Origin of the sequence: Prevotella dentalis DSM 3688 (genome assembly GCF_000242335.1) — a bacterium.
Classification (GTDB): domain Bacteria; phylum Bacteroidota; class Bacteroidia; order Bacteroidales; family Bacteroidaceae; genus Prevotella; species Prevotella seregens.
On the sequence record NC_019960.1, the window covers coordinates 714,264 to 735,495 of the forward strand.

A 21,232-nucleotide genomic window follows, 5' to 3' on the forward strand; every position below is an offset into this window, starting at 1 on the left:
TTTGCCATAAACGTAGAAAAAGGCTCGTTGTCGGTGAGACACACCGCGTTATTTTTAGACAGAACTACAGAAAGGACAAACAGTTGCACGTTGGGTTTTTAGACAGAACAACATATTTGAACATATAGCTGCGCAGTAGGATTTTAGACAGAACTACATATTGAACATATGGCTGCGCGGAGGAATGGCACAGGAGTTCAGTATGGTTTTTGGCGTGCGGGGCGGCACGGAGGCCGGCCCCTACATCAACCTCGCACGCGCATTCATCGCGCAGCATCTGAGAAATCTGTGCAATCTGTGAGAAAATACCATGCATGGCATCTGGGTGTCCTTTTTCATCGCGCAGCTATATGTTCAAATATGTAGTTATGTCTAAAACCCTACCGCGCAGCTACATGTCCTTTCTGTTGTTCTGTCTAAAAGAATCGCGGGCCGTGTCTCACGACACAGTCCGCGCAAAAAGAGATATTATAAAAACACAATATAGAGGTGTATTGTAGTTACTTTGTCTGCGTAAAGGGATGGCCGGCACCCCGTGCGTTTCCGTTCATACAACTGTCATTGGTGGGTTAAAGACAACTGAAAACAACGGGTAACAACATTTATAGCGTGGCGCAGCGTTGTTTGTTGTTGTTTGTCGTTGTCTTTTGAACCCATGCGATATGTCGTTGTCTTTTGAATCCATGCGACACGTTGTTGTCTTTTGAATGCGACGCGCTTCACCCCTCGACCTTCTCGTACACAAAGAGGGAGCCGTTCTTGTTCTGCCCCACCCAGATGGTCTTGGGCTGGCCGTCGGGCGTGGTCTGACCCGCCACGGCAAGCTCGTAGTGCCGCTTCGCGCCCGTTCCCTCCGTCTTGCCCGTGAACGACAGGCTGCCGGCCGCAAGCCCCAGTTGCTGCTCCAGCGCGGCGAAACCCGGCCGCAGATGCGCCTCGTGCTCGGCACGCCGGCGGTCGCGCGCCGTCTGCGACGTGCCCGCGCGGTGGGCCAAGAGCGTGCGGCGGTTGTCCACTAAGTTGTTGTACTGCGTGATGAGCGAGGCGATGGGTGCCGAGGGCTCCAGCTCGTCCAGCGCCTCGACGCGGCGCAGCACGGCCGACAGCGCACGGTCCGTCGCGGCCCGCAGCTGCTTCACGTCGAACGCGCCGGCCGTCACGCCCGTCTTGAGCTGCGCGTGGAAGAGCTTGTCGAACACCGTGTTGTCCATCTCCAGCCGGTTCACGTACAGGTCGGCGTCGATCTTCGTCACGTGCTGTGCCACGTCGTCCGTGCCCAGGTCGGCCACGAGGTTGCGGATGAGCCCCGTCTCCTTGTCGTAGTTCGATGCCGTGACGTTGGGGTAGGCCTCCATCACGCGGTTCACGGCCTCGGCGGCGGCCAGCGTGGCCGCGTCCGTGCTGTGCAGGTGTAGGGCCACGGCGAGCCGCAGGGCTTGGTACGACCTGTCGCGCCGCTCGTCGGCCTCGCGCATCTTCTGCGTGTTGGGCTCCGTGCGGGGCTGGTTCAGGGCCTTGTCCTCCTCGGCCACGGCAGTCTCGAGGGGCCCGAGCACGGCGGTGAGCTTCTCGGTCTTCGCCTCCTTACAGAGCGTGAGCACGCGGTCGGCAAACTGATAGTGCTCCATGTGCTGGAGCTGTCCTTTTCTTACATTTCTCAATTCCATCATCGTTCAAGTTTAAAAGATTTGGGTTTTTTGGTCTTTCATCAGCTGTTGACAGCCATCTTTTCGTCGGTTCTGTGTTTCATCAGCTGCTGACGGCCGTTTTTTTGTCGGTTCTGTGTTTCATCAGCTGCTGACGGCCGTTTTTTTGTCGGTTCTGTGTTTCATCAGCTGCTGACAGCCGTTTTTTTGTCGGTTCATCGTTTCATCAACTGCTGACGGCCGTTTTTTCGTCGGTTCAACGTTTTATCAGCTGCAGAAAGCCGTTTTTCGTCGGTTTTAGATCTTCCTAACATTGGGAAACGCTGTTTCTCTCTTTTTTACGTTTTCCCAGCATTGGGACGACCGTTTTTTCTTATTTTCCGGTCTTCCCAATGTTGGAAAACGGGTGTTGACGTAGGGACACACGCTCTGTGTATCCGCAAAGCCATCTTTTCTTGAATAGAGAAAGCTCCTGCTGCCGTTATAGAAATGACAGCAGAAGGGTGTAGGATGCTTAAAAATGGATGAATGGATGGATGAACAGCGTGTTAAACTTGCCCGTCCAACCAAATCTAAATCCTTGAGTCTCCGTATTGGCAGCCCAGCCGGCATAAGAGTCTGTCGTTTCTGCCGTAGCCCAGGAATAATTGACCGGGAAATATTGTCCGCCGGCTTGGAGAAAGAAAACCTTGTACATCTGATAGTCCCAGCCATTGGTGTAATCGCCCCAGTCGTTGACATTGCTCAGGTCAAGATAGCCCAGCACGTGGGCCGCCAATTTCCACTCGCCAAAGGAGGGAATATACCATCGACTAAGATTAGCTCCCAGACGCGTGGTCATCTGGCCTGTGGCGTCACGCGAATCGAACAAGTTGGCTCCATAGTAGAACGCAGGATATTTGGTGCTAAGGGCCTTTATCGTGCCATCTGGAGTGTAGAAATTGCTCCACGTCTGCGACTCCCCGTCCATGGCGGCTGCATGGGTGGTAAAATTGGTGGTCATCGTGGGAGTGTCCTGTTGCGGATAGGTGGTGGACCAGTTTTGTTCTGCTGCAATGAGCAGTGCGATGGCTGTACCGGAATGGGCTGTTCCATCATTATCTTTCAAGACGGCAGCGATAGGGGTATGCGTACCACGGTTGACGTAGGTGCGGACAACGCCGTCTTCAAACAAATAATTGGCTTTGTAGTAGATGTCGACCCGGAGCACATAGCTGCCATTGGCCAGCAGAGGCTTCGAGGTGGTAATGTTGTGCAGGTAGCCCACCAGCGACTTGCTGTGGTGTTGGGGATCACGGTAGAGCTCACCGGAAGTAAACTTCAGCGAGAGCTGGTTGGCATTGGTATTGGGCAGGACATATTGATAGTTCTGCGTTTCTGAATAATACCTGCCATATTCCCTGCCGTTTTCTCCTGTACCATAGGGTTCTTCTACCAAATCGTCAGGATAGGTCAGTGCCTCGTTGAATGTGGCGGGGGCGGAATAGGTGGGCGTGGCCGTGGGGTCGGCCTGATAGGTGGCTAGCTCGTTGACGTTGTTACCTTGTAAGCTACCCTTGATGTTCTGGATGGGCCAATAGGTCATCATCTTCACACGCACGCGAGCCGCTTGATGCTTCATGACGAAATGAACATTGTAGCGCACACCACTGATGGTGGCCGTCGTGGTGCCGATAAGAGCCGTCCCTGCGTTGGCGCGAGTCACGGAGAGGCGTGTGCCGTCATCGGACACTTTGTCGTTGTAGCAGACAAAGGTGTAGGTTCCTGCCGGAAGAAGCAGTCTGTCTTTGTAGCCGGCATCGGGCGTGAAGTGTTGGCTTGTGCCGCTGCCGCTCACTGTACCTTTCAGCACATCGCCCACGCGGCTGCCTCCCTGCATGGCATAGATGGTGTAGTGCTGGTTGGGCATGGCAGCGCGTGTCTGAGCTGCATGCGTGTTGCTCTGCATCGTGTCTCGTTCAATACTCAGTTCAGCTTCGAGTCCGTTGCCCAAGTCGATAGCCTGCCTCTGCGTCTCCTCAAGTTTGGAGGAACGGGTGATTTCCTCCTCATCATTGTACGAGGCTATGTTTATCGAAAATGTGGCTGCACTTTGCTTCTCCTCTTTCACAGGGGCATCGGGCTGACTGTCGTTTCCACAGGCGGTCAGCAGCAGACCGGTCAAAACAGTCAGGGCCAATCTTAGAAATCTTTTATTCATTGCTTTGAGAGTTGTCGTTCATACTTGTAGTGGACGCCATAGACTACAGTTCCCACTCGCCTCCAGGCACTTCTTCATCCTGATCCCACTCTTCTTCCTCAGACTGCGGAGCTTGTGGATAAACAGAGGTACAGATAAATTCGTTTTCTTCCACTTGGAAACATTCACACATCGGACGAAGATAAGTCCGCTTTCCGGCTACGGTCATTTGCCTGACCGGCTTGATTTCTTTTTTCATTTGCTGTTATGTTTATATAAAAAGTAAATAAAATCCTTTTATTTGTACTTGACTAAAGGGCACGAAAAGTTGGGCAAGGGAAACTCCGGGGATTCCTTTGCCTATTGGGGTTGCGCGCGGTTCACCTCGCGCGCGTACGCGTGTATGTTTTAGAGAGAGGTTACGCCAGTGGCTTGAGAGAGAGAGAGAGAGAGAGTAGCAAATTATTTGGAACTACCAAACAATTCGACGAAAAATTTGCAGGAAATTTTGCGATTCCCTGCGCCTCTTCAGCTCTGTTGTATCTCTTAATGGTGTACATGTTTTGTGACAAATGCGGTGCAAAGGTAGTGAATGTTTGGGAAACAAGCAAGAAAAAAGAGTAAAAAGTAAAAGGATAAAAGAGAGAAAAGGGACAGAATCAAAACCATAACCGCAGTTTATATATATAGGGAAACGTGCGGTGTGCATCCCCGTCCGCACCGTTCAATATAGAGCCCCGGCCAAAGGCCGGGGCATTTAGGATTCAGGCGCCGATATAGCCCATCAGGAAGTCTGCCGCGCCATTCACGCCAAATGCCGACACATCCAGCGTCAGGTCGTAGTTGCGGGCATCGTAGCGTTCGGTGCCGGTATAGAGCTTGGTATAGAGCTCACGCGTGTAGTCGTTGTCCTCGATCATGACGCGGGCCTTTCTTTCATCCACATGATATTTCTTCATGATGCGGTTCAACCGCACATCGAGCGGGGCATGGAGGAAGATGCTCTGCCGGTTTGGATGCTCTTTGAACACGTCGAAACCACACCGCCCTATCACCACACACGACTCCTTGGCCGCAATTTCTTTCATGGCGCGGGCCTGGGCGTAGAAGAGCTGGCGCGATGTGATGTCGCGTGGGTTCACTACATACTCGTTCACTTTGATGAAGCCTTGATAGAACATGGTGAAATCCTCCCACCACGAAGGGCGTTGGGTCTCCAGCAGTTCTGCCTCCTGCTCCGTCAGATGGAACTTTTCGGCCACGGCCCGCAGAATCTGTTTGTCTATCATCTTCACACCAAGCCGCCGGGCCAGCTCCATACCAATCTCATGACCGCCGGTTCCAAACTGGCGGTTGATGGTAATCACAAAATTTTCATGTAAGTTCATAGTCGTTGGTTTTAAGTAAGCCACATCTTTTATATGTCACTCACAAATATAGGTTTTTTCGGCAATAGCTGCAAGTCTACGAGTGTTAAATCTGCCGAAAAACGGTTTTTGTCACACGAGTCTGCTCATATATTGCAAGGAAATCCTGCGATTTCCAGTGAAAACCATTACCTTTGCACGGCTGTTTCAGGCAATAAATCAAAAAACAGAACTCAACATGAAACCAACACTCTTGTGTTGCCTGTTGGCAATGACCTTGCTACACGCGAATATGGCAGAAGCAAAAGACAAGACGATCGAACTGAAGATTATTGAGACCACCGACGTGCACGGTGCTTTTTTCCCCTACGATTTCATTGCACGCAAACCCAGACCGGGCTCCCTGGCCCGCGTCAGCAGCTATGTCAACCGGCTCAGGGCCGGCTATGGCGACCGACTGATACTGCTCGAGAACGGCGACATTCTTCAGGGGCAGCCGGTCTCCTACTACTCCAACTACATTGACACGCTGGAGCGAAACATCGCATCCGACGTGGTGAACTATCTGCATTACGACGCCCAGGGTGTAGGCAACCACGACATAGAGCCCGGGCACCGGGTCTACGACAAATGGTTCAACGAGCTCACGTGCCCCGTTCTGGGCGCTAACATTGTCTCCACCGCCACGGGCCGGCCCTATGTCAAGCCCTATACCGTCCTCGTACGCAACGGGGTCAGAATCGGGGTGCTCGGCATGCTTACCCCTGCCATTCCCAACTGGCTGGCCAAGCCGCTGTGGAGCGGGCTGCGCTTTGAGGAAATGACTGCTTCGGCCCGCCGATGGGTCAAGGTGCTGCGCGAGCAAGAGAAAGCCGACGTGGTTGTCGGTCTGTTTCACTCGGGACGTGAGGGCGGCATCACCACGCCCGACTACATGGAGGATGCCTCCCTGAAAGTGGCCCGGGAAGTACCGGGCTTCGATGTGGTGCTGTTCGGGCACGACCATACCCGCTACAACGACTACGTGACCAACGCCGAGGGCCGTCAGGTGCTTTGTCTCAACCCGGCCAACAACGCCATGGCCGTGGCGGAGGCTACCCTCTCGCTCACCCGGCAAGGGGGCCGTTGGCAAATCACCCAATGCCGGGGCACGCTCCACGACGTAACCCACGAACCCATCGACACCGTTTTCACCACCCACTTCAAATATTTCACCGACAAAGTGAACCGCTACGTCGACCGCCGGATAGGAGAATTCAAGCACTCCATCTACACGCGCGACAGCTATTTCGGCAACTCAGCCTTCAACGATTTGGTGCTCAACCTGCAGCTGAAAATCACTGGGGCCGACGTCTCGTTCAATGCGCCCCTCTCCTTTAATGACAGCATCCGGCAGGGCTCCGTCCGCGTAAGCGACATGTTCAGCCTTTACAAATTTGAGAATCAGCTCTACGTGATGCGGCTCACCGGCCGCGAGATCCGCAAGCATCTGGAAATGAGCTACGACCAATGGGTCAACACCATGAAGCGCCCGGAAGACCACCTCCTGTTGCTCGACTCCACCACACAGGGCGATGCCCAGCGCATGGGATTCAAGAATTTCTCTTTCAACTTTGATGCGGCAGCCGGCATTGATTACGAGGTCAACGTTACGCGCCCCGATGGGCAGAAAGTGCACATTCTCCGCATGAGCAACGGTGCGCCTTTCCATGAGGATGCCTGGTACCGCGTGGCCGTGAACAGCTACCGAGGCAACGGCGGCGGCGAGCTGCTCACCCGAGGTGCCGGGATTCCACAAGACAGCCTGGAAAGCCGCATCGTGTGGCGGTCGGACAAGGACCAGCGCCACTACCTGATGCAGGAGATCGAAAGGGCCGGAGTGATGGATCCCAAGCCCAACCACAACTGGCGTTTCGTGCCCGAGAGCTGGGTACGGCCGGCAGCCGAGCGCGACCGCTGTCTTCTGTTCGACCGATAACTTCTTCCGCATTCATCATTCTTTTAAGAAACAAGACGTTAACATGCGCAGGTTTTATTTCGTATTTTGTAAAACCGACCTGCTGTTGGAGAAACAGGCCGACGGAGCTTTCACCATACCTTGTGCCGAGGAACCACCCGTCGGCATCCAGCCATGGACCCACGTGATGGACATTACCCCCATGTCCGACGGCACCGAAGTAAGGACTTTCAGCATTGACGATCCGCAACAGCTCACGGTGACCGACCCTGCGCTGGCCCGCCACGGCTATACGTTCATGGGGCTCCGCGAATCGTTCTTCCACCTGCCCCGCCCCTTGTACCTCAAGGCCGGCAAGTGTCAGGAACTGCTCTACTGGGATCGCAACACCCGTTTCTGCGGGGTTTGCGGCTCCCCCATGCGCATGTCCACCAATATTTCCAAGAAGTGCACCCAGTGTGGCAAGGAAGTGTGGCCGCAACTGGCCACGGCCGTCATCGTGCTTATCCATCGCGGTGACGAGGTGCTGCTGGTGCATGCCCGCAACTTCAAGTCCGACTTCTACGGGCTCGTTGCCGGATTTGTCGAAACCGGAGAGACCCTCGAGGAAGCCGTGGCACGCGAGGTCATGGAGGAGACGGGTGTCACGATAAGCAACCTCCGCTATTTCGGCTCGCAGCCATGGCCCTACCCATGCGGCCTGATGGTGGGCTTCAATGCCGACTATGTGGCGGGCGACATCCATCTGCAGAAGTCCGAGCTCTCCAAGGGCAACTGGTTTCGCTATGACCAACTGCCGCGCATCCCGCAAAAACTGTCCATAGCCCGCCGGCTCATTGATGCCTGGCTGGCCCAGCACCATGTCGTGTCCGACCAGGACTGACCATACACCTGATTATCCATTCGTTCAATTTTATATAGTGTTATGAAATTCTTTGAGAAAGCATTAGGATTCAATCCCGCCTCAAACCGACTCCGCACAGAGCTTGTTGCCGGAGCCACCACGTTTCTCACGATGAGCTATGTGCTTGCCGTCAACCCCACCATCCTGGCCAGCACCGGCATGGACAAGGGCGCCCTCTTCACCGCCACCGCGCTGGCAGCTGCCATCTCCACGCTGTTGCTGGCTTTTATGGCCAAGCTGCCGTTTGCCCAAGCACCGAGTATGGGTCTCAACGCCTTCTTTGCCTACACCCTCTGTCAAGCCATGCACTACACCTGGCAACAGTCTCTGGCCATCATGTTTATTGAGGGACTCATCTTCCTACTGATTACTTTCTTCAACATTCGAGAGATGATTCTCGACTCCATTCCTGAGAATTTGCGCTACGCCATTTCGGGTGGCATCGGCATGTTCATTGCCTTCATCGGACTGAAGAATGCCGAAATCATCGTCCCCAAGGAGGGCACGTTCGTCGGTCTCGGTGAGTTCACGCCCACCTCCATCCTTGGCATCATCGCCATCATGCTTAGCGGCATCCTCATGGCCCGCCGGGTAAAGGGTGCCCTTTTCTACGCCATCATCGCCACGGCAGTCATTGGTATTCCCATGGGCGTCACCCGCATACCGGAGCATTGGTTCCCCGTCTCGGTTCCCCATAGCCTTGCCCCCATCTTCTGCCAGTTCGATTTCGCCAGCCTCCTCAACACCAACACACTGCTTGTAGTCATTTCCCTGCTCATCGTCAACATCTTCGACACCGTGGGCACCCTCGTCGGGCTGGCCCAAAAGACGGGTGTGGTCAAGGCCGACGGCACCATTCCTCACGTCAAGGAGGCGATGATGAGCGATGCCATCGGCACCACCTGCGGAGCCATGCTGGGTTCCAGCACCATCACCACCTATGTGGAGAGCGCCTCGGGCATAGCCGAGGGCGGTCGCACGGGCGTGACGAGCTTCGTCGTGGGCCTGTTGTTCATCTTCTCCCTGCTGCTCTCCCCCGTTTTCCTGCTCATTCCAAGTCCGGCCACATCGGGTGCATTGGTGCTGGTGGGCGTGCTGATGCTCGACTCCATGAAGAAGATTAATCTGAGCAATGTGGCCGAAGCGTTCCCTGCTTTCATTACGATGATAACCATGGTGCTCTGTTACAGCATCGCCGACGGCATCTGCCTGGGCATTCTCAGTTACGTCATTCTGAAGCTCTGCATCGGCAAGTGGTCCGAGCTCAACTGGACGCTTGTCGTGCTTTCGGTGCTCTTTGTCCTGAACTTTGTGTTTGCATAGCGTCACAATTTAGGCTTTCGGGCTTTGCCATCTGCGTTAATCTTCGTATTTTTGCAGTCAAATTCACTAAATTTTCACATGGATTGGTTAATTAAACTTTTCACGACCCAAGACTCCGTGGCGCACATTGCGCTGCTCTATGCCCTTGTCATCTCTGTCGGTGTACTGCTGGGCAAGATCAAGATTGGCGGCATCTCGCTTGGCGTCACCTTTGTGCTTTTTGCCGGCATTCTGGCCGGACACGTAGGCTTCACGGCCCCCACGCCCACCCTGACATTCATGCAGGACTTTGGGTTGATTCTCTTTGTGTTCTGTATTGGCCTGCAGGTGGGCCCCGGTTTCTTCGAGAGCTTCCGCAAGGGAGGCGTTACGCTCAACCTGCTTTCCACGGTCACCATTCTGCTCAACGTGCTCGTCATGTTTGCTTGCTACTACATCTTCTTCGACACGAGCAATCCCATCAACCTGCCGATGATGGTGGGCACCCTCTATGGAGCCGTTACCAACACGCCGGGACTGGGTGCGGCCAACGAGGCTTTGGGGGCCGTATTCAGCAATGGAGACGCTCCACAGATTGCCAACGGCTATGCCTGCGCCTATCCGCTGGGTGTGCTGGGCATCATCGGGGCGACCATCGCCATCCGTTACATCACCAAGACGCGCCTCCAGGAAGAGGAGGAAAAGCTCTCGGAAGCCGAGGCAGAGAACCCGCACGCCAAGCCGCACGTCATGACGCTCAGGGTGACCAATGCCTATATTGCCAACCGAACGCTGCTGCAAATCTCGGAATTTCTCAACCGCGACATGGTGTGCACCCGCATCAACCACGAGGGCGCGCTCAGCATTCCCACCCGCGACACGGTGTTCAACGTCGGCGACGAGGTGCTTATCGTGAGTGCCGAGGCCGACGCCGAGGCCATCAAGGCTTTCATCGGCCCGGAGATAGACGTGGCATGGGACGACCGCGGCAACATGGAGAGGCAGCCCATGGTTTCGCGTCGCATCGTCGTCACCAATCCTCAGATGAACGGAAAGACCCTCGGCAAGATGCACTTCTCCAGTGTCTATGGGGTCAACGTGACGCGCATCTCCCGTCAAGGTATGGATCTTTTTGCCAGTCGCAACCACCATTTCCAGGTGGGCGACCGCATCATGGTCGTGGGCCACGAAGAGAATGTGAACCGCGTGGCCGACATGATGGGCAATTCGGTGAAGCGTCTCAACGCTCCCAACATCGCCACCATCTTCATAGGCATCGTCATCGGCATCCTCTTCGGTAGCATTCCCCTTGCCATTCCGGGCATGCCCGTGCCGTTGAAGCTGGGCATTGCCGGCGGCCCGCTCATCATTGCCATCCTCATCGGCCGCTTCGGCTACCGTCTCAAGCTGGTGACCTACACCACCACCTCGGCTAACATGATGCTTCGCGAGATAGGCCTTGTGCTGTTTTTGGCCAGCGTCGGCATCAAGGCCGGCGCCGGATTCTGGCAGACGGTCGTGGCGGGCGACGGCCTCAAGTATGTCTACACGGGCTTCCTCATCACCATTATCCCCATCCTCATCATGGGTACCATTGCCCGTTTGAAGTACAAGTTCAACTATTTCACCATCATGGGCATGATTGCTGGCACCTACACCGACCCGCCCGCACTGGCCTATGCCAACGCCAGCTGCACCAAGGATGCCCCGGCCGTGGGCTACTCCACTGTGTACCCGTTGAGCATGTTCCTGCGCATCTTCACAGCCCAAATCGTTGTCCTCTTCTTCTGCGGAGGATAAACAAAGCCCCAAGGGCGGCTCCGACAACCCCGTTGTTCTTGTTACGGTTGTCGGAGCCGCCTTTTTTTGTTTTCCCAATACTTTAAAATCAAAATCAACATGACCAGTACATTGCACGTCATGTTCGAGGTAACTCGTGCTGTAGAGTGTGTCGTGGTCTAAGAAGTTTTCCGTATTCTTAAAATGAGAACGGCGTAACCTTAAAACGAAAGCGGCGCAAACGCAGCATCAAAACGGCTTAAACGCAGAGACATTACGCCGTAAACGTGAGGCGTTTACGGCGTAAAACTAAAGAGAAAATACAAGAAATACCGAACAAGGAGTCCGTGGCCATAGAGCCACGGGCAAGGCCCATGTGCGCGACTGTCAGAAAACGCGCATGCTCATGCGGCCGTCGAATCCCACGGTGACCATCACCTCGAAGCTGCTCATGCTGTCGGGAATCATCAGTGAAGCCACATAATGAATGCCCGATTCATCGACAGAGCGGAGTGTGAGGTCGCTGAGGATGGACTGGCTCAGTGCTTCCCGGGGCACCTTGCCCGCAAACTGCTGCTTGCGGAAGTCGCCCGCAAAGAGCTTGACAGAGCCGTGATAAACGTTCAGATTGATGATATTGTCGTGGTAAATATTGTCCACGGCCACGCCATCGTCGTTATAAGAGGTCTTCACCACCTTGTAGGTCGTGGGGTTCACCTGCACGTAGCAGTGGTATTTTTCCCTGCCGAAGCTCACCACCGTGTCGCGCTTGATGAGCCGGTTCTGGTTGAGCGCCATCGGACACTTGCCCGAGAAGAACATCTTGTCGTCGGGATTGTCGCTGAGCACCAGCCTCACCTCGTCGCCATTCTGGTTGCGAAACACGAAAAGATGGCGTGTCTGACGCAGGATGGGGTACTTCACATCGTTGGCTCCATGCAGCACCAGTGTGTCCTTGAATATCTGGAAATATACCGGCTGACTGGTGGAGTCGGGATAGAAAATGGTGTCGCCTTTGGCCTGGAAAGCCACATCCTGCACGTCTTCGTCCACCCAAACACCTTGCAGCATCTGCTTGGCGTTGCGGTCTTCAGCGGGGGGCTGTGTGCGTGCGGAACGGTCGCGGCACGAGCTCAACACCGTCACGAAAGCCACCAAAACAATGTATAACCTCTTCATATCATGTTTTATGCATAGTCGGACAGACGACCTGGTAACCCGGCAAGCGGTTCGCGGCCCATCCGCCACTTCCAACTATTGCCAGCAAAGTTAATTATTTAATCTGAAACGGGGCACAAACGGCAGGATTATTTTTTCTTCGAGGATTTTTCACCGGCAAACACTTGGCCTTTCTCTTGCTTTTTATTACCTTTGCACGAGTATGATTGAATTGGATCGGCACATAGAAATCCTGCTGCTCAGCAACGACTGCGTCATCATCCCCGACTTCGGAGGATTCATGGCGCACTATGCTGACGCGCGGAGAGACGAGGCGGACGGACTGTTCCTCCCGCCGTTGCGCACGATTGGATTCAACCCTAAACTCACGCTGAACGACTCGTTGTTGGCGCAGTCGTATGTGGAGGCCTACGACATTAGCTACCCTGATGCCGTGACCCGCATAGAGGACGAGGTGCGCGAGCTGCGCCAGCATCTGGAGAATGACGGCTGCTATGAGCTGTCCGACATTGGTGTATTGCGGCTGGGCGAGCGTGGCAGCTACGAGTTTGAGCCCTGCGAGGCAGGTCTGCTCACCCCCGGACTCTACGGGCTCGACAGCTTCGAGCTGAAGAGTGTGCCCCAGTTGGAGAGCGAGTTGGCCGCTGCAACGGCCTTGACTGAACTGCCTGTCCGCACGGCACAGGCCGCCGATATGGTCAGTACGGTCGAAACATCTGAAGAAGAAGAGCCCTTGGAGGATGGCAGACGGCATGCCCTGCAGATTGCCATCTGGCGCAATATGGCCGTGGCCTGCATAGCCCTGCTGGTGTTCCTGCTGGTTCCGGCTCCGCTGTCGAACAACAATACGGTCCTGGTGCAGAGCAAGGTGGACACCGGCTTGCTGCTGCGCATCATGCCCAAGAACGTGACCACAGGCGAAGAAACCGTCAAGGAGGCCGTGAGTCAAGTGCCGGTCGCCATGGGCAAACAGGCGGTGGGCCCGACTGTCGACTCGGCAGCCACACCTTATACTATAGTATTGGCCAGCCGCGTGACACGCAGGAATGCGGCCGCCTACGTGGCCGACCTGCACCGCCGGGGCTACGACCGGGCCGAAATGATGGTCAGAACCCGTGGGGCCAAGGTGGTCTACGGACATTATGCAACCCGGCAAGAGGCTTACCGTCAGCTCTATATGCTCAACAAGAAGTCCGAGTTTGCAGAGGCTTGGGTCATGAAAAACTAAGACGATGAAACGCGTACGCTGCCCCAAATGTGACAATTTTATCACCTTTGACGAGACCAAATACCAAGTCGGCCAGTCGCTTGTCTTCGTGTGCCCCAGCTGCAACAAGCAGTTTGGCATCCGCATCGGCACCTCCAAACTGCGCAAGACGCAAAAGGAAGAGAATGCCGAGGAGACGGCAGAAAGCAACGGAGTGGGCTACATTCTCGTCATCGAGAACGTGTTCCATTACAAGCAGCTGATTCCGCTGCAAATGGGCGACAACGTGATTGGCCGCTACATGAAGGGCTCAGGCATCAATTGTCCCATCGAAACCAACGACCCAAGCGTTGACATGACCCACTGCATCCTGAACGTAAGCCGCGACAAAAAGGGCCGCTTGAAATACGTGTTGCGCGACGGTCCCAGCAATACCGGCACCTTTGTAGACAATGAAATCCTGGGCGATCGCGAGACACGCGTCATCGAGGACGGGGCCCTCTTCACGATTGGAGCCACTTCCGTGATTCTCAAACTCACCGATTGAGTCGCTTTGCAAACTGTCTTGCCGGTGCCGTCAGCCGCTTTCAGAACAAGCATTGCACGGTGGGCTGCGGCTATAACTTGCAAGCAATATCCACCTTTTTTCTTTCATTATTGCCTATTTGTGAAAGATAATGTGTAAATTTGCACAGTCTTATCTAACAAAAGAATGCAAATGAAGCCAACAGCTGTTATGCTTTTACACTGCCCGGACAAGCCGGGCATCATCTCGGAAGTGACCAAGTTCATTACAGACAACAAGGGAAACATCGTCTATTTGGACCAATACGTGGATCGAGAAGACGGTATGTTCTTCATGCGCATAGAGTGGGAGCTGGAGAAATTTCTCATCCCGCGGGATAAGATACAAGAATATGTCGAGACCTTGTACTGCCGGAGATACCAGATGACGTTCAATCTCTACTTTAATGACGAGCGTCCCCGCATGGCCATCTTCGTGAGCAAGATGAGCCATTGCCTTTACGACCTGCTGGCCCGATACAAAGCCGGCGAGTGGAATGTCGACATTCCCTGCATCGTGAGCAACCACGAGGACCTGCGATACATTGCTGAACAGTTCGACATTCCCTACCACGTGTGGTCCATCAAGAAAGACCACAGCAACAAAGCCGAGGTTGAAGCTGCCGAGATGGAGCTGCTGAAGAAAGAGCGAGTGACGTTCATCGTGCTGGCCCGTTACATGCAAATCGTGAGCGACGACCTTATCAAAGAATACCCGCACCACATCATCAACATCCATCACTCCTTCCTTCCTGCCTTCATCGGAGCCAGACCCTACCACCAGGCATGGGAGCGCGGCGTGAAGATTATCGGTGCCACGAGCCACTATGTAACGGCCGACCTCGATGCCGGCCCCATCATTGAGCAGGACGTGATGCGTGTGTCGCACAAGGATACACCCGAGTCGCTGGTGCTCAAAGGCAAGGATTTGGAGAAGATTGTGCTGTCGCGTGCCGTCACCAAGCACATCCAGCGCAAGATTCTCACCTATAATAATAAGACCATCATCTTCAGTTAAGCCTACATGGAGGTAGCGATCGTCAAATACAATGCGGGCAATATCTTCTCGGTGGTCAACGCTTTGAGGCGGCTGGGCATCGAACCGGAGATCACGGATGACCCGGAACGGCTGCAGCGTGCCGACCATGTGCTCTTCCCTGGACAGGGCAATGCCAAGACCACCATGGGCTACCTGCACGAGCATCGCCTGGACCAGCTCATCCGTGAGCTGCGCCAACCCGTGCTGGGCATCTGTGTGGGGCAGCAGCTACTCTGCCGCCACTCCGAGGAGGGCGACGTGGACTGCATCGGCGTGTTCCCGGTCGAGGTGAAGCGTTTCTGTCCCGAATGTCACGAGGAGAAAGTGCCAGCCATGGGCTGGAATGCTCTCTATAACACGCGCGGCCCCCTGTTCAAGGGCATCAAACCTCAGGATTTCGTCTACTTCGTACACAGTTATTATGTGCCTGTATGCGAACAGACCATAGCCCGTGCCGACTATATCCTACCCTACTCGGCGGCCATGCACCAAGGCAATTTCTGGGCCACCCAGTTCCATCCGGAGAAGAGCGGCAAGGTGGGCGAGCGTCTGTTGGACAATTTCCTCTCCATGAAATAAACGACATCGGAACTTTCCTGTATGATGAAGATAGAACAGATACCGGCCATAGACCTCATCGACGGCAAATGTGTGCGCCTGACCAAAGGGGACTATGCGCAGCAAAAGATATACAATGAAGACCCGGTTGCCCAGGCACAGGAGTTTGAGCAGCTGGGCTTTAAGCGTCTGCACGTCGTAGATCTCGACGGGGCCAAGTCGCGCCACGTCGTCAACGAGCGTGTGTTGCGTGCCATCACCGCGGCCACCCGGCTCACGGTGGACTTCGGTGGAGGCATCAAAAGCGAAGCCGACATTGAGAAAGCCTTCGAGGCCGGAGCAGCCATGGTGACGGCCGGGAGCATTGCCGTGACTCGGCCGGAGCTCTTCGTCTCATGGCTCGACCGCTACGGCGCGCAACGCATGATTCTCGGAGCCGACGTGAGAAACGGCAGGGTGAGCATCAACGGCTGGCAAGAGGACTCGGCAGAGGAGCTGCTTCCTTTCCTCGAAAAGTATGTAGAGGCCGGCGTGCAGAATGTGCTGTGCACCGACATTTCCAAAGACGGCACGCTGGCTGGCCCGGCCACGGCCCTGTATCGGCAAATCATGGCCCGCTATCCGCAGCTGCACCTCATCGCCAGCGGCGGCATCAGCTGCAACGCCGACATTGTGAATCTCGACCGGGCGGGCATCCCGGCGGTTGTCTTCGGCAAGGCGTGGTACGAGGATAAAATCAATTTGAATGCACTGGGACTATGAATAGGAACGGATTGGCCAAACGCATTATTCCCTGTCTCGACGTGAAAAACGGCGAAACGGTGAAAGGAACCAACTTCGTGGGGCTGCGCAGCGCCGGCGATCCGGTGGAGCTGGGTAAGGCCTACAGCGACGCCGGGGCCGACGAGTTGGTGTTTCTCGACATCACGGCCAGTGTTGAGGGGCGCAAGACCTTTGCCGACATGGTGAGCCGTGTGGCCCTGGAAATCAACATTCCTTTCACCGTGGGCGGCGGCATCAACGCCTTGGAGGATGTGGAACGGTTGCTCTACGCCGGAGCCGACAAGGTGAGCGTGAACTCTTCGGCCATCTGCAACCCTCGGCTCATCGACCGGATAGCCGGGAAATTTGGCTCTCAGGTCTGTGTGTGTGCCATAGATGCGCGGTTGGATGAGGACGGATGGCACTGCTATGTCAAGGGTGGACGGGAGCGGACGCCCCTTTCGCTCTTCGACTGGGCCCGCGAAGTGGCCGACCGTGGAGCGGGCGAAATACTCTTCACCAGCATGAACCACGACGGCGTGAAGCAGGGCTTTGCCAACGAAGCGCTGGCCCGACTGTCCGACGAAGTGCCCGTGCCCGTGATTGCCAGCGGCGGCGCCGGCACGATGGCACATTTTCGAGATGCCTTTGTCAAGGGCAAGGCCGATGCCGCCCTGGCCGCCAGCGTGTTCCATTTTGGCGAGATTGAGATACTCGAACTCAAGGCCTACCTGCGCCAGGAGGGCATCAATGTCAGAATTTAAAACTGAAAAGATATGGAAATCGACTTTCATAAAATGAACGGACTCGTGCCCGCCATCGTCCAGGATGCCGTTACCAAGAACGTGTTGATGCTGGGATTCATGAATCAAGAGGCCTACGAGAAGACCCTTGAAACCCGGAAAGTGACGTTCTGGAGCCGGAGCCGAAACTGCCTCTGGACCAAGGGCGAGACCTCGGGGAACTTTCTTCGCCTCGTGAGCATCCAGAACGACTGCGACAACGACACGTTGTTGGTCAAGGCTCATCCCTGCGGCCCCACCTGTCACAAGGGAACAGACACCTGCTGGGGAGAGGAGAATCGCTTAAATCCCATGGAGTTCTTGTCTGAACTTCAAGACTTTATCGACAAACGGAGAAAGGATATGCCCGAGGGCAGCTACACCACAAGCCTCTTTAAGAAAGGGGTGAACAAGATCGCTCAAAAGGTGGGCGAAGAGGCCGTCGAAACCATCATCGAGGCTACAAACGGCAGTAATGAGAAGCTGATTTACGAGGCTTCGGACATGCTTTACCATCTTATTGTGCTGCTGGCCGACAAGGGACTGCGCATCGAGGACGTGGCTCGTGAGCTGGCCAAACGCCACAATCCTGACTGGGACAAGGCCCGCAGGGAGGCCAAGAGCAAAGAATAACCACAAAACAACCTATCATTCACCATCAATTATGCTTATAGACTATCAGAAAGTAAATGTATATCAGCAGAACAACCTTGTATTGAAAGATGTCGATTTCCATGCCGACGAGGGCGAATTTATCTATATCATCGGTAAGGTTGGCTCGGGCAAGAGCTCCCTGCTCAAGACTTTCTATTGTGAACTTGACCTCGAAGAAGACGAGACAGAGAGAGCGGAGGTGCTGGGACGCGACCTGAAAGCCCTGCGTCGCAAGGATGTTCCGGCCTTGAGAAAGGAGATGGGCATCATCTTTCAGGACTTCCAACTGCTGCACGATCGTAGTGTTTATAAGAACCTTAGCTTCGTATTGCAGGCCACGGGATGGAAAGACAAGAAAGAAATGGACCAGCGCATTGACGACGTGCTGAACGCCGTGGGCATGGCAGAAAAGAAAGAAAGCATGCCCCATGAGCTCTCGGGCGGCGAGCAGCAGCGCATTGCCATCGCGCGTGCACTGCTGAATCAGCCTAAGATGATTATAGCCGACGAGCCTACAGGAAACCTTGATCCCGAGACGGCCAACAACATCGTGGGACTGCTCAAGGACATCACGGCGCAGGGTACGACCGTTATCATGTCGACCCACAACATCGGCATGCTCGACCGCTTCCCCGGCATCGTCTACCGATGCAAGGACGGACACATTTATGATGTGACCCACGAATACAGCCGCATCGACCTCTCCGAGGACGAAAAAGACTGAGCACGCGGCCGGGTGCCTCGTGCATGATGCGGCTACAACCCCATGCGAATATTAAAATTAAACATGCAATAAGATGAAAGTACTTAAATTTGGAGGTACTTCTGTAGGAAGCCCAGAACGCATGAAGAGCGTCGCCTCCTTGATTACCGAGTCCGGAGAACCCACCATTGTCGTGCTCTCTGCCATGAGTGGCACCACCAACTCGCTTGTAGAAATCAGCAATTACCTCTACAAAAAGAATCCGGAGGGGGCCAATGAAGTCATCAACAATCTGGAAAGGAAGTATCTGGGCCATGTTGCAGAGCTTTATTCGACCGATGAATATAAGGAAAAGACCCGTGCATTTCTGCTTGACGAGTTCAATTATCTGCGCTCTTTCACCAAAGATCTGTTTACCAGCTTCGAGGAAAAAGCCATTGTAGCCCAGGGCGAAATCATATCGACCAACATGGTTGTGAACTATCTTCAGGAGACGGGTACCAAGGCCGTGTTGCTTAATGCACTGGACTTCATGCGCACAGACAAGAACGGCGAGCCCGACACCCAGTACATTCGGGAGAAACTGGGCGAGGTCATGAAGAACAATCCGGACTATCAGATTTACATCGTACAGGGTTTCATCTGTCGCAATGCCTATGGCGAGGTGGACAATCTGCAACGCGGAGGCTCCGACTATACGGCTTCGCTCATCGGCGCCGCCCTGCCTGCCGAGGAAATTCAAATCTGGACAGACATCGACGGCATGCACAACAACGACCCCCGCATAGTGGACCATACGGACGCCATTCGTCAGCTGAACTTTGAGGAAGCCGCAGAGCTGGCCTACTTTGGAGCCAAGATTCTGCATCCCACCTGCGTGCAGCCCGCCAAATATGCCGGCATCCCCGTGCGGTTGAAAAACACGATGGATCCCCGGGCGGACGGTACAATTATCGACAATGTGCTGGTGCGGGGCAAGATTAAGGCTGTAGCCGCCAAGGACAATATCGTGGCCATCAAGATCAAATCGTCGCGCATGCTGCTTGCTACAGGCTTCCTACGCAAGGTGTTTGAGATTTTTGAGAGCTACCAAACCCCCATCGACATGATTGCCACCTCGGAAGTTGGGGTTTCCATGAGCATTGACAACGCCACCCATCTGACAGAAATCGTGGATGAACTGAAGAAATATGGCACCGTGACCGTTGATTCGGACATGTGCATCATCTGCGTTGTGGGCGACCTGGATTGGAGCAATCTGGGCTTCGAGACCTGGGCCACGGATGCCCTGAAGGACATTCCTGTCCGCATGATTAGCTATGGCGGCAGCAACTATAACATCTCGTTCCTCATCAAGGCTTCGGACAAGAAGCGTGCCTTACAGAATCTGAGCGACACGCTTTTCAAATAAAGGGAGGGCCGGCACGGCCGGCCGCCTTTTCCCCGACACCGCATTCTACAACACACACGACACGACTGCAGCAACCATGAAAGGTCATTTTCCCACTGACAAGTTCCAGAAAGTGCAGACACCGTTCTACTATTACGACACGTCCATCCTGCATCGGACACTCGATGCCATCAGGCACGAGGCCGGAAAGCACGAGAATTTTGTGGTGCACTACGCCGTCAAAGCCAATGCAAATCCCAAAGTGCTCGACATTATCTGCCGGGCAGGGCTCGGGGCCGACTGCGTGAGCGGTGGCGAGATACAGGCTTGTCTGGATGCGGGATTCCCCGCTTCAAGGATAGTCTACGCCGGTGTGGGCAAAAGCGACTGGGAAATCAACCTGGGACTGACGGCCGGCATTTCTTGTTTCAACGTGGAGAGTGTGGCCGAACTGGAGGTCATCAACGAGCTGGCCGCCCGTAAGAACAAAGTGGCCAACGTGTGCTTCCGCATCAATCCCGATGTGGGAGCACACACACACGCCAACATTACGACCGGCCTTGCCGAAAACAAGTTCGGCATTACCATGCGTGACATGGAACCAGCCATAGAAGCTGCTGCGGCCATGGTCCACATTAACTTTATCGGTCTACATTTCCACATTGGAAGTCAGATACTTGACATGGGTGACTTCGAGGCCCTATGCAACCGCATCAACGAGTTGCAGGATATGCTGGAACGGCATCATGTGAAAGTGGAAAACATCAACGTGGGCGGCGGACTGGGCGTGAGCTACGACCATCCCAACCGGGAACCAATCCCCAAGTTCAAGGATTTTTTTGATACCTACGGCCGCCACCTCAAGCTGCGGCCGGGACAACGGCTCCATTTCGAGCTGGGGCGGGCGGTGGTGGCCCAGATGGGCTCGCTCATTACACGCGTGCTTTACATCAAAAAAGGCACGTACAAGCAGTTCGTCATTGTGGATGCCGGCATGACAGACCTCATTCGTCCGGCCCTCTATCAGGCTTTCCACAAGATAGAAAACATCACCGGCGACGGGCCTCTCGGCACTTATGACGTGGTGGGCCCCATCTGCGAGTCGAGCGATGTCTTTGCCAAGGCCATCGACCTGAACCTGCCGCAGCGGGGCGACCTCATGGCTATCCGATCGGCAGGAGCCTACGGCGAAATCATGGCCAGCCAATACAATTGCAGAAAACTCCCGCAAGGATACCTCTCGGAAGACCTCTGACGCGG

19 protein-coding genes are annotated in these 21,232 nt (G+C 54.8%); 14 read left to right on the forward strand and 5 right to left on the reverse strand.

Annotated features, from left to right (window positions below; all coding sequences use genetic code 11):
- Positions 1–719 precede the first annotated feature (719 nt).
- The 4 genes from PREDE_RS02895 to PREDE_RS02915 all read right to left on the reverse strand — a co-directional run bounded on the left by PREDE_RS02895 (position 720) and on the right by PREDE_RS02915 (position 5,213).
- Positions 720–1,670 (reverse strand): DUF6261 family protein, encoded by a 951-nt coding sequence (locus PREDE_RS02895; RefSeq protein WP_244879148.1) that lies wholly within the window; start codon positions 1,668–1,670, stop codon positions 720–722.
- A 490-nt stretch (positions 1,671–2,160) separates the two neighbouring features.
- Positions 2,161–3,846 (reverse strand): hypothetical protein, encoded by a 1,686-nt coding sequence (locus PREDE_RS02900; RefSeq protein ID WP_005843491.1) that lies wholly within the window; start codon positions 3,844–3,846, stop codon positions 2,161–2,163.
- A gap of 43 nt (positions 3,847–3,889) precedes the next feature.
- A complete protein-coding gene (locus tag PREDE_RS02905) occupies positions 3,890–4,084 on the reverse strand; it encodes a hypothetical protein (protein WP_005843489.1) in 195 nt (64 codons plus the stop codon).
- 505 nt (positions 4,085–4,589) lie between these two features.
- Entirely contained in the window at positions 4,590–5,213 is a 624-nt protein-coding gene (locus tag PREDE_RS02915) for a cytidylate kinase-like family protein (protein ID WP_005843487.1), read from the reverse strand.
- Positions 5,214–5,484: 271 nt separating this feature from the next.
- Between PREDE_RS02915 and PREDE_RS02920 the strand changes: the two genes are divergently transcribed.
- The 4 genes from PREDE_RS02920 to PREDE_RS02935 all read left to right on the forward strand — a co-directional run bounded on the left by PREDE_RS02920 (position 5,485) and on the right by PREDE_RS02935 (position 11,155).
- Complete coding sequence (locus tag PREDE_RS02920; protein WP_235777462.1) at positions 5,485–7,170, forward strand: bifunctional metallophosphatase/5'-nucleotidase; 1,686 nt, start codon at positions 5,485–5,487, stop codon at positions 7,168–7,170.
- A 43-nt stretch (positions 7,171–7,213) separates the two neighbouring features.
- A complete protein-coding gene (nudC, locus tag PREDE_RS02925) occupies positions 7,214–8,032 on the forward strand; it encodes an NAD(+) diphosphatase (RefSeq protein ID WP_005843482.1) in 819 nt (272 codons plus the stop codon).
- 42 nt (positions 8,033–8,074) lie between these two features.
- Positions 8,075–9,376, forward strand: coding sequence for an NCS2 family permease (locus PREDE_RS02930; protein ID WP_005843480.1), 1,302 nt, complete (start codon positions 8,075–8,077; stop codon positions 9,374–9,376).
- 78 nt (positions 9,377–9,454) lie between these two features.
- Positions 9,455–11,155 (forward strand): putative transporter, encoded by a 1,701-nt coding sequence (locus PREDE_RS02935; protein WP_005843477.1) that lies wholly within the window; start codon positions 9,455–9,457, stop codon positions 11,153–11,155.
- A gap of 366 nt (positions 11,156–11,521) precedes the next feature.
- On the opposite strand, the gene PREDE_RS02940 is transcribed toward PREDE_RS02935, so the two are convergent.
- Positions 11,522–12,313 carry a DUF4738 domain-containing protein gene (locus PREDE_RS02940; protein ID WP_005843475.1) on the reverse strand — a complete coding sequence of 264 codons (792 nt, stop codon included), beginning with the start codon at positions 12,311–12,313 and terminating at the stop codon, positions 11,522–11,524.
- A 202-nt stretch (positions 12,314–12,515) separates the two neighbouring features.
- Here PREDE_RS02940 and PREDE_RS02945 point away from each other — a divergent pair, with 202 nt between their 5' ends.
- The 10 genes from PREDE_RS02945 to lysA all read left to right on the forward strand — a co-directional run bounded on the left by PREDE_RS02945 (position 12,516) and on the right by lysA (position 21,227).
- Positions 12,516–13,541 (forward strand): HU domain-containing protein, encoded by a 1,026-nt coding sequence (locus PREDE_RS02945; RefSeq protein WP_005843471.1) that lies wholly within the window; start codon positions 12,516–12,518, stop codon positions 13,539–13,541.
- A 4-nt stretch (positions 13,542–13,545) separates the two neighbouring features.
- On the forward strand, positions 13,546–14,067 hold the full coding sequence (locus tag PREDE_RS02950; protein ID WP_005843470.1) for an FHA domain-containing protein: 522 nt from the start codon (positions 13,546–13,548) through the stop codon (positions 14,065–14,067).
- Between the two features lie 171 nt (positions 14,068–14,238).
- The gene (purU, locus tag PREDE_RS02955) at positions 14,239–15,102 is read left to right on the forward strand and encodes a formyltetrahydrofolate deformylase (protein WP_015298418.1); all 864 of its coding nucleotides are present in this window, start codon (positions 14,239–14,241) and stop codon (positions 15,100–15,102) included.
- 6 nt (positions 15,103–15,108) lie between these two features.
- Positions 15,109–15,702 carry an imidazole glycerol phosphate synthase subunit HisH gene (hisH, locus tag PREDE_RS02960; protein WP_005843467.1) on the forward strand — a complete coding sequence of 198 codons (594 nt, stop codon included), beginning with the start codon at positions 15,109–15,111 and terminating at the stop codon, positions 15,700–15,702.
- A 24-nt stretch (positions 15,703–15,726) separates the two neighbouring features.
- A complete protein-coding gene (gene hisA / locus PREDE_RS02965; RefSeq protein WP_174264883.1) occupies positions 15,727–16,443 on the forward strand; it encodes a 1-(5-phosphoribosyl)-5-[(5-phosphoribosylamino)methylideneamino]imidazole-4-carboxamide isomerase in 717 nt (238 codons plus the stop codon).
- Entirely contained in the window at positions 16,440–17,207 is a 768-nt protein-coding gene (gene hisF / locus PREDE_RS02970; protein ID WP_005843465.1) for an imidazole glycerol phosphate synthase subunit HisF, read from the forward strand. The genes hisA and hisF overlap by 4 nt, the downstream gene beginning before the upstream one ends.
- A gap of 12 nt (positions 17,208–17,219) precedes the next feature.
- Positions 17,220–17,858 carry a bifunctional phosphoribosyl-AMP cyclohydrolase/phosphoribosyl-ATP diphosphatase HisIE gene (hisIE, locus tag PREDE_RS02975; RefSeq protein WP_005843464.1) on the forward strand — a complete coding sequence of 213 codons (639 nt, stop codon included), beginning with the start codon at positions 17,220–17,222 and terminating at the stop codon, positions 17,856–17,858.
- Between the two features lie 31 nt (positions 17,859–17,889).
- Entirely contained in the window at positions 17,890–18,603 is a 714-nt protein-coding gene (locus tag PREDE_RS02980; protein WP_005843463.1) for a cell division ATP-binding protein FtsE, read from the forward strand.
- Positions 18,604–18,676: 73 nt separating this feature from the next.
- A complete protein-coding gene (locus PREDE_RS02985; RefSeq protein WP_005843462.1) occupies positions 18,677–19,993 on the forward strand; it encodes an aspartate kinase in 1,317 nt (438 codons plus the stop codon).
- A 76-nt stretch (positions 19,994–20,069) separates the two neighbouring features.
- Positions 20,070–21,227, forward strand: coding sequence for a diaminopimelate decarboxylase (lysA, locus tag PREDE_RS02990; RefSeq protein WP_005843460.1), 1,158 nt, complete (start codon positions 20,070–20,072; stop codon positions 21,225–21,227).
- Positions 21,228–21,232: the final 5 nt, after the last annotated feature.

Bases quoted from the DNA above. Each gene is read 5' to 3' on its own strand.
- PREDE_RS02895 (WP_244879148.1), bottom strand. From the start codon at position 1,670: ATGATGGAATTGAGAAATGTAAGAAAAGGACAGCTCCAGCACATGGAG.
- PREDE_RS02900 (WP_005843491.1), bottom strand. From the start codon at position 3,846: ATGAATAAAAGATTTCTAAGATTGGCCCTGACTGTTTTGACCGGTCTG.
- PREDE_RS02905 (WP_005843489.1), bottom strand. From the start codon at position 4,084: ATGAAAAAAGAAATCAAGCCGGTCAGGCAAATGACCGTAGCCGGAAAG.
- PREDE_RS02915 (WP_005843487.1), bottom strand. From the start codon at position 5,213: ATGAACTTACATGAAAATTTTGTGATTACCATCAACCGCCAGTTTGGA.
- PREDE_RS02920 (WP_235777462.1), top strand. From the start codon at position 5,485: ATGGCAGAAGCAAAAGACAAGACGATCGAACTGAAGATTATTGAGACC.
- nudC (WP_005843482.1), top strand. From the start codon at position 7,214: ATGCGCAGGTTTTATTTCGTATTTTGTAAAACCGACCTGCTGTTGGAG.
- PREDE_RS02930 (WP_005843480.1), top strand. From the start codon at position 8,075: ATGAAATTCTTTGAGAAAGCATTAGGATTCAATCCCGCCTCAAACCGA.
- PREDE_RS02935 (WP_005843477.1), top strand. From the start codon at position 9,455: ATGGATTGGTTAATTAAACTTTTCACGACCCAAGACTCCGTGGCGCAC.
- PREDE_RS02940 (WP_005843475.1), bottom strand. From the start codon at position 12,313: ATGAAGAGGTTATACATTGTTTTGGTGGCTTTCGTGACGGTGTTGAGC.
- PREDE_RS02945 (WP_005843471.1), top strand. From the start codon at position 12,516: ATGATTGAATTGGATCGGCACATAGAAATCCTGCTGCTCAGCAACGAC.
- PREDE_RS02950 (WP_005843470.1), top strand. From the start codon at position 13,546: ATGAAACGCGTACGCTGCCCCAAATGTGACAATTTTATCACCTTTGAC.
- purU (WP_015298418.1), top strand. From the start codon at position 14,239: ATGAAGCCAACAGCTGTTATGCTTTTACACTGCCCGGACAAGCCGGGC.
- hisH (WP_005843467.1), top strand. From the start codon at position 15,109: ATGGAGGTAGCGATCGTCAAATACAATGCGGGCAATATCTTCTCGGTG.
- hisA (WP_174264883.1), top strand. From the start codon at position 15,727: ATGAAGATAGAACAGATACCGGCCATAGACCTCATCGACGGCAAATGT.
- hisF (WP_005843465.1), top strand. From the start codon at position 16,440: ATGAATAGGAACGGATTGGCCAAACGCATTATTCCCTGTCTCGACGTG.
- hisIE (WP_005843464.1), top strand. From the start codon at position 17,220: ATGGAAATCGACTTTCATAAAATGAACGGACTCGTGCCCGCCATCGTC.
- PREDE_RS02980 (WP_005843463.1), top strand. From the start codon at position 17,890: ATGCTTATAGACTATCAGAAAGTAAATGTATATCAGCAGAACAACCTT.
- PREDE_RS02985 (WP_005843462.1), top strand. From the start codon at position 18,677: ATGAAAGTACTTAAATTTGGAGGTACTTCTGTAGGAAGCCCAGAACGC.
- lysA (WP_005843460.1), top strand. From the start codon at position 20,070: ATGAAAGGTCATTTTCCCACTGACAAGTTCCAGAAAGTGCAGACACCG.